Raw genomic sequence first — 14736 nt, 5'->3', positions numbered from 1 at the left:
TTTGGCCTCTGCGAATTCGGTTCGATGCCCTGGTGCCGCCCTTTCAGGGCGGCACCAGCTTGTTTCAAATATTTCCAGTTCGGCTCGGCTGGCGATCTAGCAATATGTCTTCAAGATGATCTCGCGGATACGTTCGCCCCGGCTACCCGCAAGGACAAGTTCGTCCGCCGTTCGTTCAACCAAGATTTGGCCGACATATGCTGCCAAATCACCCGGAATGGACGATCTCGACCATGATCCTTTCTTGATGTCGGTTTTTGTAAGCGGTTCGCTGTAGTATCCAGCAGAAGCTTGGAAGAAGCCGAAGAGCCAATCCTCCCAGTTAAAGTCCAGCGGAGGCCATTCGATGAGCAGAGTCGGTTTCTGGGTGCCGCGCTTTTTGGAGGTTCTCGGCCAAGCGCCTGAGGCAAAGGTCCTACTGCACCTCGCAGCAAGTTCCTCAAACGGACCGCGCACGACACCATGCCACGTGAAATGGGCACTGCGATTTCCGTCGTCGGCGGCATGCACAGCCAGTTCCACGACGCCGATCGCATCGAGATTCAATAGGACGTCTTCCAGTAAATCGCGATTGAAGGTCGGACGTTTTCCATCGTCGGTAATCGTCTCGGCAAAGTCACTTGGCGCGATGGAAACGAAGTGGACCAGTTCGTCCATCTCAAACCTGTCGTTGATCATTTCGGCAAGAAGATTTGCCGTGAGTTGCGGTTTCAGTAACGAAAATGCATTCATCGATCTCTCCTTTTGGAGGAAGTCGCGCGGGCGTTCCAGCGGACTTGGTTGAGCTGTTTGCGGCCATCACTGATTTGATTGCCGCAATACCCTTTACGGGCGCGGTCGCGCCTGAGATCGCATTGATGTCGGAGGGGAGATTTCAAAAAGGATCGAGTATCTGATTGAGCGTCGGCCGACGCATTTTGCTATCGATCGACAGCTTTGCGCCTGATGTCGGCCATAGAGACGGGCGGTTCTGCTTCCTGGAAAGAGACATCGGGGGAAAAAGGGATAAGTCGGAGTAGCTCCAGCAGCCATCAGAAGGTGCCTACAACGCTATAATCTCAAGAGCCAAGCCTCTACCTTGCCTTTGCCCTTGACTTCAATGGCGCCGCGCGGCTCAAAGACGAACAGGCCCTTGAGCTGCTCGTAGACTGGGCGCGTCACCTGAACTGCGTCGGGTATGCTGCCTGATTCCATCCGGCTCGCGAGGTTCACCGTGTCGCCCCACAGGTCATAGATGTACTTGTTCTTGCCGATGACGCCGGCCACCACCGGCCCGCTGTTGACGCCAACCCTGAGCTTCATCGAAACATTGTGCTCCATGGCATGTTCGCGGGTGATGTGGACCATGCGGATGGCCATGCGCACCATGCGCTCGGCGTGGTTGGCCATTGGCTCGGGCAAGCCGCACACCGCCATATAGGCGTCGCCCACCGTCTTGATCTTCTCGATTCCGAGATCGTTGGCAGCGACATCGAATCGCGTGAACAGCCCGTTGAGAAACGTCACCACTTCGTGCGGCGGCATCTCCGATGTCAGCGCCGTGAAGCCGACCAGGTCGGCAAAGGCAACGGTGACCTCCGCGAAGCCGTCAGCGATCCCCTCCTCACCGCCGCGTAGCCGGTTGGCGATCGGTGCGGGCAGGACGTTGAGCAGCAGTTCCTCGTTCTCGCGGTTCTTGTTCTCGATCACGACATTCTTTTCGTGCAGATCCTCGACCATGCCGTTGAAGGCCAAGCAGAGCTGGCCAATCTCGTCGCGCGTGCGGACCGGTACGCTGACGAGATAGTCGCCGGCAGCGAAGCGTTTCACGCCTGCGGTGAGTTCGCGCAGCGGTCCGAGCAGCGCGCGCGACAGCCAGGCCGCGGTGGCGGCTACCACCAGCAGCGCCAGTCCCCCGACGACCAGCAGATCCCTGCGGAGCTGGGCGACAGGAGCGAAGGCCTCGGCACTGTCGATTTTAGCGACGAGGGCCCACTTGACGCCGGGAATCGCGAGCGGTCCCCACGAAGCGAGTGTCGGAACGCCACGGTATCCAATGATCTCGCCCGTACCCTCGACACCGGCGAGCGCAGCCCGAGTAGCCTGAGTGTCGATGCGCTGGTGAAGAACTGGAGTGCCATACCGTTGAATGTCGCTGATCTCCTCGTCCGATGCGCCCACGGACTTGAGTTCGGCGAAATAGACCTCCTGGTTTTCGTAGAATGCCCGTGGGGCGGAGCGCACCAGATGATCGGGGCCTACGAGATAGGCCTCGCCCGTGCCGCCAAACCCTTCCTGCCGCCAACGGCGACCACCGGTGACGACGTTGTCGATCTCCTCGTTCGACAATTGCGCAATCAGCACGCCGATGACCACGCCATGGTCAATGATCGGAGCTCCCATGAAGGCGATCGGTGCGCCGCCCGACGGTGCATAAGCAGCGAAATCCTCGAGACAGATGGCCGATCGGTCGGCGGTCTCCGTGCAGCGGGCGACGGCGGAGGCGACGTTGGAGCGGCGGTAGGGACCCAATTGGAGGGACGTGGTGAAGTCGACCTCCTTCTGGACAGTGTAGATCAGGCGGCCGGATTTGGGATCGGCAATCATGAAATCGAAAAAGCCGACCGTGGTGGCCGCAGCGCGCATCAGGGGATGATACACGGCGTGAAGCTTGCTGTAGTCGCTTCCGTCGCCGGCGTCATCGAGAAGCTTGCGCCGCTCCGCCGGGTGCGGATTTTCCACAATGTAGCGATACTGCAGATAGTAGGGGCCGCCACCGACCGGCAGATAGTCCGACAGAGCTGGTTTCCTGCCCAGGATGCGCGTCATCTGGGGGATGACGTTCGCGGCGTACCAATCGCTGACCTTCTGCTGCAGCTCAGGCGGCGCGCCTGCCCCGTCGAGCTGGTCGACTGCGATCCGGAACTCGCGTGTTGCATCGACCACCATCTTGGAGGTGGCAAGCAGGCGCAGCTCGGCCTGGATCGTGCGAAAGTAGGCTTCGATCTGGCGCGTCTTGGATTGACGGGCGGCGGTGAGCTGGTCGTACACTGCCTCTTCGAGGGCGTCGCTGGCGCGGAAGTAGCCGAGCACGCCGGTCACCAGGACCGCGATCGCGCCAAGCAGGACGAGGGTTGTGAACAGCTTTGCGGCTAAGCCCCAGCGCGCGGGTTCAGAGGAGCCGGGCACATCGCTAGAAGGCATGGGCAAACTCTTACCAGTAATGCAGGGTGCCGGGCAGATATCGCCGATGGTAATGATCTGAATAACGACCAGCCGCTGCTGTTGAAGACCGTTCAATCCGGAACGGAGACGATTGATGATACTGTGATAGCTGCCCGATGGGCAGCGCAATTCATCGAGACGGTAGTTCCGGCCAGTCCGAGGCAGAAATCGGTCAACTGCTCAGCAGCGACCAATCCGGCGGGCCTCGCAAATGGAATGTCGCCTATCGCTCGTTCGATGCCAGAAGCCGCCGGGCCGCTGACGGCCCCATTCCGTCTGCAACGCTCTTAAGTCAGTCGTTGGAGCAAGCTTTGCCGTTGCCCGAAAGCAGACATCGTATGCACCGCCGGCGCACTCGAACAACTTATCATCGCTGGTGAGATCAGCGCCTGACGCATTGTCTCCCTCTACCTCAGCACCGCTATGGCGTTTTAGCTTGCAGTCGATCGACGCTGAAAACCTGACTTCCCTGCGGGTGCAAAGAAGCACTCGAGGTCCGCTCGCCTGCTACGTCTGCTTTGCCTCCAGTGCCGGCCCACGGCTCCTCAGTGGCAGCCAGCAGCGCATAGCGGAAATCATTTCCGCTAAGCGCCCAAAAGCGGACGCCCTTCGCCGCTGTCGCCTTATCATCGCTGCTGCTGCACATATCGAAACGCCAGCGCTGAGGCCGCAACGTGCAGCAAGACCCGACGATGGGATGAAGGACGACGAAAGACAAGGGTAGAGGCCGGGTCTTGAAAATGTAAGCCACGGCATGGCAGTTTCCGGCCTAATGCACGTCTGGATACGCCCACGGGGCTCTGCTAAACTCGGACATCGTCTCTAACGCGAAAGTGATAGCATGGCACATGTTTCGCAAGCCAAGGAGAGACGCTTCCAACTCATTCTGATCAAGCCCTCGCACTATGATGACGATGGCTACGTGATCCGCTGGTGGCGGCCGATGATCCCTTCGAATTCACTCGCCGCCCTCTATGGCCTTGCCGCTGACTGCGCCGAGCGCAAGGTGCTCGGCCCCGACGTTTCCATCGATATCACGGCGATCGACGAGACGAATACCCACATCGATTTCCCGGCCCTTCTGCGCCGGCTTGGCGGACACGACAATTTTGGCCTGGTGGCGCTTGTGGGCGTCCAATCCAATCAGTATCCGCGTGCCCTCGATATTGCGCGGCCGTTCCGTGAGGCTGGCATCCCAGTTGCCATGGGGGGCTTTCACGTGTCGGGCTGCATTGCCATGCTTGACGGCACGGCGGTGGACCTCGACGCCTGCCGGAAGATGGGCATTGCCATGTTCGCGGGCGAGGCGGAGGGTCGCCTTGACACGGTGCTGCGCGATGCGGCCAGCGGTAGGTTGGAGCCGGTCTACAACTTCATGGATGATCTGCCCGGCATTGGCGGAATGCCCGTCCCGTTCCTGCCGAAGGAAAATGTCGCTCGCACGCTTGGCCTGAGCACGAGCTTCGATGCCGGGCGCGGCTGTCCCTATCAGTGTTCCTTCTGCACGATCATCAACGTGCAGGGGCGCAAGTCTCGCTTCCGCTCGGCCGATGACGTCGAGAAGCTCGTGCGGATGAATTGGGCGCAGGGCGTCCACAAATTCTTCATCACCGACGATAATTTCGCCCGCAACAAGGAATGGGAGGCAATCTTTGACCGGCTGATCGACCTGCGAGAGCAGGACGATATTCCGCTCGGCCTGATGATCCAGGTCGATACGCTCTGCCACAAGATCCCTAACTTCATCGAAAAGGCAAAGCGTGCCGGCGTGACCCGCGTTTTCATCGGCCTCGAAAACGTCAACCCCGACAACCTCACCTCGGCCAAGAAAAACCAGAACAAGATCACCGAATATAGGAAGATGCTGCTTGCCTGGAAGGCGCAGGGCATCATTACGCTTGCAGGCTATATCCTCGGATTTCCGGCCGATACGCCCGAGACCATCCGGCGCGACATCGCTATCATTCAACGCGAACTGCCGATCGACATCGTCGAATTTTTCACCCTCACACCATTGCCGGGTTCGGAGGATCACCAGAAGCTTTGGAAAAACGGCGTAGAGATGCGGTCCGATCTCAACGTGTATGATGTCGAGCATGTGTGCACGGCGCATCCGAAGATGAGCCGGGAAGCGTGGGAGAGCATATACCGCGAGGCATGGCAGCTCTATTACTCGCCCGAGCACATGCAGACGCTGCTGCGCCGCGCGGCCGCGACAGGCGTGCCGATCGGAAGCCTCGTTAAGCTGCTCGTTTACTTCGCAACGATGGTGCCGCTCGAAAACGTGCATCCACTGCAGAGCGGACTTCTGCGCCTGAAGCAGCCGTCTGAGCGGCGGCCAGGCCTGGAGCAGGTACATCCGCTGATCTTTTGGCCGCAGTTTGCATGGGAGACGCTACGCAAGCATGTGGCGCTCGCGGGCACCATCATCCGATTGACCGCTACCGCTTACCGGATCTCCCGTGATCCGGCTTCAAAAGTCTACATGGACCAGGCGCTGATGCCGGTCGCGGCCGACGACGAGGAAACGCGCGATCTGTTCACCAAGACTGCCGGCGGTGCGGCAGCGGTGGCGCACGTAAAGAAGGTCGCGGCGCTCACCCACGCCAATCCTGGGCGGGAAACGGCGCGGGCGGGCACTCGAACACGGGCATGGTCCCGGGGGCTTGCTGATGGCTCTCGGTGACGCCGAACTCGAAAATGGTGCTACGGCACGTCCGCCAAGGCGAATATGCTGTCGAGCGACAGGGCGGGCGAGCTGATCGCCGAACTGTTGGCGAAGGGCGTTCCGGCCTTTGACCAATGCATGAAGTGACTCCGAAACTGTCCCTGACCGATTGTCAGTCAGACGTCGAAAGTTGCGGCTTTCGAAATGGCGGTTAGCGATAATATCTGGTCTAATGGATAGCCTCCAATCTAGATCATTAGCATCCCGAGAAACCAATCCCCCCGGGCAACAACGATCAGCAGAACGACAGGATACTTGAGGTCAACTGCAGGACGAGAGCAGTCTCCGACTGGGCCGGGATGACAGTTGCCGCCTGGAATGCGGCCGCAAAGAGGCCGAAATATGCGCTTAGATCAGTGCTCACTTGTCGAGGATGATCGCAGTGGTCCTATTAGCGACAGCACTGTCCACGTTCGGAGCCGTGGCGTTCGCCGTGCTGTTCGGCTGCGGCAACGGGCTGTTCAGCATCGCATCGGGCGGAGATGGCGGCGATGAAAAGCGTACTCAGCCGCGAAGAAACGGGTGTGTTTCCTCCTGAGGATATGGGGAAATTCAGCGGATTTTTCAAAAACTCTGCGACGAGCACACGGGTTGGCGCGAGGCAGCGACGGAGCCAACCCTCGCTCGTTCAATCCTGATCTACTATAGTCAGGGCGTGCGAGACACGGACACGCTAGAGAAAATTGTTGCGCGCGCTTCCCCTAGGTAGTGGACTCATAAGCCCGCATCCACAGTCTGGCGGAGGCGAGCGCGACGGCAGCGAGGAAGTTGGTGGCCAGCTTGTCGTAGCGGGTAGCAACCCTCCTGAAATGTTTGAGCTTGCAGAAGAAGCGCTCGACGAGGTTGCGCTGGCGGTAGAGGCTTGGATCGACTGATCTCTGGACCTTGCGATCGCGTTGGGTCGGGATGTGCGCTTCGCCGCCGCGCTGTCGAACCAAGTCGATCAGGTGCTGCCAGTCGTAGCCACGGTCGGCGACGACGACAGACGCTGACGGAAGCCCCGCGAGCAGGCCGGGCGCTGCGGCCTTGTCGGACGCCTGCCCTGGCGTGAGCGCGAGCCGAACCGGCAAGCCCCGTTCGTCGACCACGACATGTATCTTGCTGGTCAGTCCTCCACGAGACCGGCCGATGGCGTGATCCGGGCCCCCTTTTTACCGCCGGCGGCGTGCTGGTGGGCGCGGACAATAGAGGAATCTATCAACTGCATCGACTGGGACGAAGCGGCGGCGAGCGCCTCGAAAACCCGTAGCCACACGCCCGCCTTGGCCCACCGGTTGTAGCGGTTGTAGGCCGTCGTGTAAGGGCCGTAGCGCTCCGGGAGGTCGCGCCACGGCGAGCCAGTTCGCAAGATGTAGAAGATCGCGTTCAGGACGCGCCGATCATCCGCCCGGGCCACGCCGCGTGGCTTGTTGGGAAGGAGCGGCGCAATCAGCGCCCATTCCTGTTCACTAAGGTCGAACCGTGCCATTCAAACTCCTCCTGCGGAGTTTGAATCATGAACGACCCTCAAAGGGAATCCCGTTTATGAGTACAGCCCCTAGGGGCAAACCGCCGCTCACTATGCACTGAGGCTGCCCCGCTGCCCGATGGCGAGGTCGCCATATATTCGCCCCAAAGAGAGACCAGTATTTCGGCAGTATTGGATAGATGCTATTCCTTCCTGTTGAGTAACGCTTAGGGCGGCCGGAGTTCTTCTCCGATCGATGGCTGTCGCCTAGCTGCCGTGATGGCGGAAGCCAGCGGCGACCGCGTGCCTTCACGCGTCGAAATAAGTCGGACAATCGGGTCTTTTACAAGCTGACGGGAGAATCCCATGGCACGGCTACCTCTCATGGCAGCGGCAGCGCTTGCGCTTGCCTCTTCGTTCCCCTTGATCTGTGTAACGACAACCCCGGCCTCCGCACAATCGTTGAGTGCGGGGGACGACGGCGGCGACATCAGCGCCAGCGACGTGCGCGACTTCCTGCGGGATGCCCTTCGCGCCCGCAGCGATCGGCGCGATCTGCTCCGGGACCTTGTCGCCGAGCGACAGGACCGTCGTGACGAGCTCTCGGATCTTCTCGGAGACGGCGGCGATCCGATGGGAGACCGCGGCGACCGGCTCGAGCGGCTTCGGGACCTCCTTGCCGCGCGGCGGGACCGCCGTGATGACCTGATGGAACTGATTGGCGACCGCGGCGACCGGCGCGAGCGGCTCATGGACCTGATCTCCGCGCGGCGGGACCGCCGGGATGAGCTCATGGATCTGATCGGAGACCGCGACGATCAGGGTGGAGGCCGCGGTCTCCTGCGGCAACGCCTGTTGGAGCGTCTTGCCGGTGGAAATGACGAAAACTGCGTCTTTATTACCCGCAGCTTGCGGGCCGAGAACGGCGACTGGCTGGCCTTCGTTCGCAGGCGGGTGTGCCGGGACTAGGCCATGGTGCCGTTTCGATATGCGTATGACCGCATGATTTTTTCCGAAACTCGCGATGGGTAACGAAGCAGTTCCCGCCGGCGAAGGCGCCCGCAAGTGAAAGGGTTTGTGCGCTCCAGTGCCTGCTCGCAGGCGGGATGCACCACGCCGGGTTTGGGAATTCCTGCGCGCCAACCGCGCACGAAGCCAGGAGAAGGTGAAATGAACAAGTTTCTTCTCATGACGGCAGGCCTCCTGCTGATGCCGCTCCCCGCCCTGAGCCAGAGCGCGCCCGACTCCGGCTCTCGCGACCGGGGCTCGATGCAGGATCGCGAAATTGAAGACCTGCTGCGTAGCATCACCGACGAGGTTTCCGGCGGGAGCGGTGGCCCGCGGCGGGGCGCCGCCTTCCTGCTCCGCAGCGGCGACGCGACGGTAGCAGTCCGTTGCGACCCGCGGGAATCGATGAAAGACTGTGTGGACCTGACCACGTCGCTGCTGGAAAAGGCTCGTTCTGCGATGCCTACGGGCGGCGGCGCTCCCGGAACCACGCCGCCGCCGCGACCATAGCCTGCTGCTTCCCGACTTGTCGGAGCCAGCAAGTGGCAATTCATCTCTCCATATCAGGTGAAGCCTGAAGCATTCTTGCGCCTGTCAGGGATACAAGTCGCTGCGCCGGCGCTAGCATTCGGAGTCTCGGCAGTCCGGGAGGTGCCTGCGGGCTTTCACGTTCTTCAGACCGGGAAAGATCTTCACGTTCCTGCCGCCGGGGCGAGCAAGCAGGATTCATCACTCTCGGCGAATCCCTCCATGTAGGCTGCTCGGCAGCCAATCCGAAGCGGAGGATCGGCTCCTCGACACGGCAGAAACCGTACGGGCCATACCAAATGAACGCGAAATTAAAGTGCCGTTTGTCTTCATGCGTGCTATTTTTATATTGTAATATTTGCGCTGATTGTAGCATTGAAATTGCATTGTAATTTGATCCTCAGTAAACTGAGAAGGATTGTTGCGATGTTAAGCGCACTGATGAACATGCCTGAGCACGGAAAAGTCATAAGCGTCGGGAGGGTTTCTAGAAACAGATCAATTCGTAGACGTCTCGTTCGAGAAGTATTCGCGGCGGTTGTCCTTTCTGCCGTCGCAAGTACCCCCTCGTGGGCCCAGGGCATGGACGACCCGAGCACGCAATACAGCAAGGAGGACATGCAGCAGGCGCTGCAGACCAGGGAGCAGTATGATGTCCATGGCCTGCACTTCGACACCGGCAAGGCAACATTGCAGCCGGGCGCAGAACCGCTTCTCGATGACATGGCGACCACGCTCAAAAACTTCCCTGATTGGGGCCTGAGAATTGTCGGCCACACGGACGCCAGCGGCAGTGCGGAAGCCAACGAACGTCTTTCACTCGAGCGTGCCGAGACGATCAAGGCGGCGCTGGTTGAACGAGGGATCGACGCCGACAAGTTGATGGCAGCGGGCGCTGGGCAGAACCGGCCAATCGCCAGCAATGAGACAGAGGAAGGAAAGGCTCTCAACCGTCGCGTCGAGCTCGTGCGGGTCACCGACTCGCCGGAAGCCAAGAAGCTGCTCAAGGCCATGTCCGACTATCTGGCAGCCCAGAAGGCTTTGTCGTTCAGTTATGATGCCAATCTCCAGGTCGTCACCAAGGCTGAACAAAAGCTGGGGCTGGCAAGTTCAGGCACCGTGATCCTCAGCCGGCCCGACAAGGTGCACACGACACGTTCGGGCGGGTTTGTCGAATCCGAAGCCCTGTTTGACGGAAAGACGCTCACGCTTCTGGGAAAGAACCTCAACAAGTATACACAAGTCGAAATCCCCGGCACGGTCGATCAACTGATAGACGAGTTGAAAGACAAGTATAGCTTGCCCTTGCCGGCCGCCGATTTGCTAATGACCAACGCATATGACGAACTGATGCAGGGTGTCTACGATTCGAAGGACCTGGGAAGCGGCGTCATCAACGGTCACGAGTGCGATTCTCTTGCCTTCCGCAAGGACGATGTGGATTTCCAGATCTGGATCGCTCACGGCGACCAACCATTCCCTTGCCGCTTGGCCATTACTTCCAGTGAGGTCAAGGGTTCTCCGGAGTACACCGTCCAGATCAGGGACTGGAAGTCCGGCGACACAGTCATGCCGGGTGATTTCGCCTTCAACAACGCGACAAATGCCGAAAAGGTCGATGGGAACGACCTCAGGCAGAAACTGAGTGAATTGCCGGGGAATTTCGTAATGGGAGATGAAAAATGACCTTCCGGAAACGCACGGGAATCATCTGGCTCGCTTTGGCGGCTGTATTCTGCATCGGCGAGCTGGCGAGCGACGCGCCAAGGATATCGATCCCCAGCTTCGTCTCTCCTGCCGCTGCTGCAGTCGGCCGACCGCTGACGCCGGTCAGCGTGGCCGGTGTCGCCCGACGGACGACACGGCGTTGTGCCGCCGGTGTCTACAATTGCTAGGCGATGCCAGGGTCGGTCCTTGGAGTAACGGTCAGGCCAAGGATCATGTTCTCAATCTCCTGGGGTGCCTCGATCCACGTGATAGGTAGTGAGGCCATCGCGAGATGCGGCGAGCGTAGCAACCTGAGTGAATTCACCCCCCATCGTATCGCCGAAAGTTGACCACATTGTCCATGTTGACGTGTAGGGCTCCGCTGCTGTCGTGAAGTTCAAGCCACATTTCTGTGCCCTCAAGGTTGATCCATGCCAGTCCGCAAAGAGCCCGGCATGGCAATTCTGCCCAGGCCCTCACCAAAGGCAAGGTCATGACCGCCGCCCGGGACACTCGCCACCGCCCTACACGCGTCTGCAGGTCCCTCTGGGAAGTTACGGATGAGGGGTTGGCGGCAGCATGGCGCTTCACATCTGTTGTAACGCGCGAGTTTTTATAAGCGTATCCACCACTGTCGTGTTATTACTATTCGCCTCAAGACTGAATGACTTGCTGCAAGAGCGGCGTGTCACATCAGCTTTGAGTGTATCTCAAAGCATATCCCAATCAGCGCAACCACTTGCTCCAACCGGGGGCGAGTTCTTTTGAGGAGGATGACTATGAAGCGCCTTTTATCAATCGCACTCGCAGTTGCAGGTATCGGTCTGTGTGGCCAGGGACTGGCCGCGGAAGTGGACATGTCGAAACTCTCGTGCAAGGAGGTCGGCGATATGCCTGCCGCCAGGACGATTGGCGTGGCCATGTGGGTGAACGGTTATGTTCACGGCAAGGCCGGCAACCCCATGATTGACGGGGAGAAGGCGCATGCCAATGCAGAGAAGGTCGTCGAGTATTGCAAAAGCAACCCCGGTACAACATTGGCAGACGCGATAGAGGCGGCCTCCAAGTCTTAGAGATGGACAACGGGGCTGTGACGCTAATATCAGTGGATTGGGCTTCACTTAGCTTAGCGCACGCAAAAAAACCAGTAAGAGTGAATGTGGCGCCTGCCACTTGGCACGGCTGCTAGGCAACCTTAAGGCGCTCGGCAACGGGCGCCTTTTGCATGACCGTCTAGGATGGGTGTGATGGACTTATGAGGGGCGGCCCCAGCCCGGCGAGTCCGCCGGACCAAAGGATTGGGGCCTTTGTACATCTTGAAGACGCCCTTTAGGCAAAAAAGGCCGAGTTTCCCCGACCTTCCCGACCACCCGCTGCCAGTAACGACACGATGCCAGGGTCGGTCCTTGGGGGTGGTTGTGGGTAACAGTCGACGTCAAAATTTGGGGCGGCCGCAACCAAAGCACTTGCAAATCTGCCAGCCGGGCCATTCTACAGAAAGCTCCTCCGCATAAGCGTCGAGGAGTTCTTTGCATTTTTGCTCCGCGCGAGCTCACTACCAGCGGACGGTCGGCCATCGGCCCCCGAAGCGGCCGTCGCAAATTTCTGGTTCGCTTCGTCAGATGAGGACCTGGAGGGCAGCTCGCCAAAGGTTTCACGGTGCGGAAAACCTTCCGAGATCAAGGATGGCAATCGCCAGATTGGGGGGCTGCCCCAGACCGTTTAAACTCCGTGCATAGTTCGCAGTCCTGCCTCGAAGCTCCCGTTCGACGTCGTTCGGTTGCGATCGCGGCGATGCGGATCAGAAGCGGGAGTATCCGGGTCGATAGCGCTTTGACTTCGGCTTGGATATGACCCGTCAGGTTGGCTTAGCTGAACTGCATAGACCAGTTTAGTTCCCAGGTTTGCCCGTCGTCGGGCGAGAATGATTGCTCCCATCGCGGGCCAATGCCGGCATCCTTCAGCCAAACAAACCGAACCTTTATCGGGCGCCCCATCCAGGTGTCGTCGGCGATGAATTCACCCTTGCCTCCCTCGAACCTGCCTACGACAGGAACGCCTAGTGTCGAGGGGGAGCGCAGATCGAGCCACCAAATGCGCCAAAGTCCGCTGGCACCATCGAAGGCACGCAAAGCCGCAGCGCGGTAAGCGCCACCAGGGTCATTGATCACATTATCCTCGATGTTGCCATGCCCCGACATTATCGGTCTGGTAGAACTCGTGCCGCCGAACTCAATCCAATCATCTGCCCCCTCGAGCCTGGTTGACAGCTTACGATGCTGAACATTCCAATTGCGGTGAAGAAAGTCGAAGTCGCTCGCGCCGGACATAGTAATTCCTTTTGAACCAGAGAGCCTTCCTGGAGGGGGGGGTTGTCCACTTCGGGATTCGGCCACGCAATTTCTTAAGATGCCATGATTCGAGACTTTCTCCGAAAGAAACTCGCGACGTCTGCTGAGGCGGGATAGCAAGGAGTTGAGAAGTTATCTGCGCACTTGCCGGTGAATTCGAAAAATGCACTTGCGGGTATCAAACAACGCTTGCTGTCTCCGAAGTGCCGTCCATCGGAGCGAAAATTGAAGACAGGCCCGCCTTTTCTTCTGTGGGCGGCGGAAAGCCGAACCGCATTGGCGACAGCTCGACAACTCCCGGCGACGCTGCCCGCATCACGGGCCCGGTGTCTCCAACCTTGATATCGTCGGCTCGGGGAAGATCGAGTTCGCTTTGGTGCGGCGGGATCTCGAGCGCAAGCTTTTGCATCATCTGGCAGTATTCGGCGTACAAGATGTGCTGTTCGTAGTCGTTACACATAGTCAGGACTATAGAGCGGCACGAGGCGATTTAAATGATCCTCGGATAGGCCGTCGTCGGAGGACTGCTTCTGCCGCAGGGCCAAGAGGCATTCTCATAGGGAAGCGCTTCGAAAAAGAAGACTGCTGTCGATACGTCGGCGGAAGTTCGTAACTCTCCGCCTTTCTGCGCGTTTGTGCCGGCAACCATAAAAATGGAGGCTGTGATGTCAAAGCGAGAACTCATCGATACCTGAACGGACAAGCGTTACGTTCGTCGTGACGAAGGCGGCAGGTGTTGATTTCCACTGAGAGCTGACCCGGCGCAGCCAGATATTTCCATTGAGAAATTGACCCATGTTTCAACCGTCCCTCGCATGTTTTCAGCGGGGGCTCTGGAGTGATCGACATGGCGTTACTGAGCGTGATCCGGCGCTGGCATTTTCGAGAGCATCTATCGATCCGAGAGATTTGCCGCAGAACTGGCTTGTCCCGGAATACCATCCGCAAATATCTGCGCCTGAACGGCCTTCGAGGCGGCAATCCCTATCCTGTCACAGCTTCTCAAAGCGGAGACGGCCGAACGGGAAGTCAGATCGACAGCCTATCAGCTCAAAACCGCACGCTTTCCCGCCTATCGTGATCTGAACGGCTTCGACTTCACCAGCAGCGAGATCAACGAGGCGCTCGTGCAGCAGCTTCATCGCTGCGAGTTCCTCGATGAGGCCAACAATATAGTTCTGGTCGGCGGCCCCGGCACGGGCAAGACGCATATCGCGACTGCACTAGGCGTCCAGGCCATCGAGCATCACCACAAGCGCGTCCGCTTCTTCTCCACCGTCGAACTGGTCAATGCTCTTGAGCAGGAGAAAGCACAGGGACGATCCGGGCAGATTGCCAACCGGCTCGTTCATTCCGATCTCGTCATTCTCGACGAGCTGGGATACCTGCCGTTCAGCGCTTCAGGCGGTGCGTTGCTCTTCAATATGCTCAGTAAGCTGTATGAGCGCACCAGCGTTATCATCACCACCAACCTGAGCTTCAGCGAATGGGCCAGCGTCTTCGGCGATGCCAAGATGACCACCGCGTTGCTCGACCGGCTTACCCATCATTGCCACATCCTCGAAACCGGAAACGACAGCTTCCGCTTCAAGAACAGCTGGCGTCGGGCACCGGCATTAGGATCGCGGCAAGACCCGTTGCGCCAGCGAAAGCGAGACTAATGCATCTGGACATTTCGCTCCCCTTTGCGTTTCGAAACCACGGCTGGCTTGCGCCCGTTTTTAATTCGACGCAATTTTGTGCCGCTTTATTCGCGGCTCCGG

10 protein-coding genes and 3 pseudogenes are annotated in these 14736 nt (G+C 59.2%); 8 read left to right on the top strand and 5 right to left on the bottom strand.

Translation table 11 applies throughout. The features are described 5' to 3' along the window. Positions 1 to 96: 96 nt before the first annotated feature. Both AC1DDS_RS04345 and AC1DDS_RS04340 read right to left on the bottom strand, forming a co-directional pair. Positions 97 to 732, bottom strand: coding sequence for a hypothetical protein (locus tag AC1DDS_RS04345; protein WP_477477775.1), 636 nt, complete (start codon positions 730 to 732; stop codon positions 97 to 99). Positions 733 to 1050: 318 nt separating this feature from the next. Continuing rightward, complete coding sequence (locus AC1DDS_RS04340) at positions 1051 to 3183, bottom strand: adenylate/guanylate cyclase domain-containing protein (RefSeq protein WP_477477774.1); 2133 nt, start codon at positions 3181 to 3183, stop codon at positions 1051 to 1053. An 862-nt stretch (positions 3184 to 4045) separates the two neighbouring features. Between AC1DDS_RS04340 and AC1DDS_RS04335 the strand changes: the two genes are divergently transcribed. Beyond that, a complete protein-coding gene (locus AC1DDS_RS04335) occupies positions 4046 to 5890 on the top strand; it encodes a B12-binding domain-containing radical SAM protein (RefSeq protein ID WP_477477773.1) in 1845 nt (614 codons plus the stop codon). Between the two features lie 743 nt (positions 5891 to 6633). On the opposite strand, the gene AC1DDS_RS04330 is transcribed toward AC1DDS_RS04335, so the two are convergent. Next, positions 6634 to 7400, bottom strand: a protein-coding gene (locus AC1DDS_RS04330) for an IS5 family transposase (protein ID WP_477477772.1) whose coding sequence is annotated in 2 segments (ribosomal slippage) — positions 6634 to 7076 and positions 7076 to 7400 — 768 coding nt in all. Because the reading frame shifts where the segments join, the coding sequence is not laid out codon by codon here. A gap of 345 nt (positions 7401 to 7745) precedes the next feature. On the opposite strand from AC1DDS_RS04330, the gene AC1DDS_RS04325 reads away from it, so the two are divergent. The 5 genes from AC1DDS_RS04325 (at position 7746) to AC1DDS_RS04305 (ending at position 11695) form a co-directional block, all read left to right on the top strand. Continuing rightward, the gene (locus AC1DDS_RS04325) at positions 7746 to 8348 is read left to right on the top strand and encodes a hypothetical protein (protein ID WP_477477771.1); all 603 of its coding nucleotides are present in this window, start codon (positions 7746 to 7748) and stop codon (positions 8346 to 8348) included. A gap of 201 nt (positions 8349 to 8549) precedes the next feature. Continuing rightward, on the top strand, positions 8550 to 8897 hold the full coding sequence (locus AC1DDS_RS04320) for a hypothetical protein (protein ID WP_477477770.1): 348 nt from the start codon (positions 8550 to 8552) through the stop codon (positions 8895 to 8897). 600 nt (positions 8898 to 9497) lie between these two features. After that, positions 9498 to 10601, top strand: a complete 1104-nt coding sequence (locus AC1DDS_RS04315) for a DUF2092 domain-containing protein (RefSeq protein ID WP_477477769.1) — start codon at positions 9498 to 9500, stop codon at positions 10599 to 10601. After that, positions 10598 to 10810 carry a hypothetical protein gene (locus AC1DDS_RS04310; RefSeq protein WP_477477768.1) on the top strand — a complete coding sequence of 71 codons (213 nt, stop codon included), beginning with the start codon at positions 10598 to 10600 and terminating at the stop codon, positions 10808 to 10810. Before AC1DDS_RS04315 ends, AC1DDS_RS04310 begins: the two co-directional genes overlap by 4 nt. Before the next feature lie 591 nt (positions 10811 to 11401). Continuing rightward, on the top strand, positions 11402 to 11695 hold the full coding sequence (locus tag AC1DDS_RS04305; protein WP_477477767.1) for an HdeA/HdeB family chaperone: 294 nt from the start codon (positions 11402 to 11404) through the stop codon (positions 11693 to 11695). A 795-nt stretch (positions 11696 to 12490) separates the two neighbouring features. Here AC1DDS_RS04305 and AC1DDS_RS04300 read toward each other — a convergent pair. After that, a complete protein-coding gene (locus AC1DDS_RS04300) occupies positions 12491 to 12952 on the bottom strand; it encodes a DUF1579 domain-containing protein (protein ID WP_477477766.1) in 462 nt (153 codons plus the stop codon). Between the two features lie 167 nt (positions 12953 to 13119). Continuing rightward, positions 13120 to 13433 (bottom strand): annotated as a pseudogene (locus AC1DDS_RS04295) (SOS response-associated peptidase family protein); the annotation flags it as partial. A gap of 387 nt (positions 13434 to 13820) precedes the next feature. Here AC1DDS_RS04295 and AC1DDS_RS04290 point away from each other — a divergent pair. Beyond that, positions 13821 to 13931 (top strand): annotated as a pseudogene (locus AC1DDS_RS04290) (winged helix-turn-helix transcriptional regulator); the annotation flags it as partial. A gap of 7 nt (positions 13932 to 13938) precedes the next feature. Next, a pseudogene (gene istB, locus AC1DDS_RS04285) lies at positions 13939 to 14634 on the top strand (IS21-like element helper ATPase IstB); the annotation flags it as partial. Positions 14635 to 14736: the final 102 nt, after the last annotated feature.

The sequence above is a fragment of the Mycoplana sp. 10N416 genome (assembly GCF_056394765.1).
Note: the sequence above shows the minus strand (reverse complement) of the source record. Positions and strands in the feature narration are given on the sequence as shown.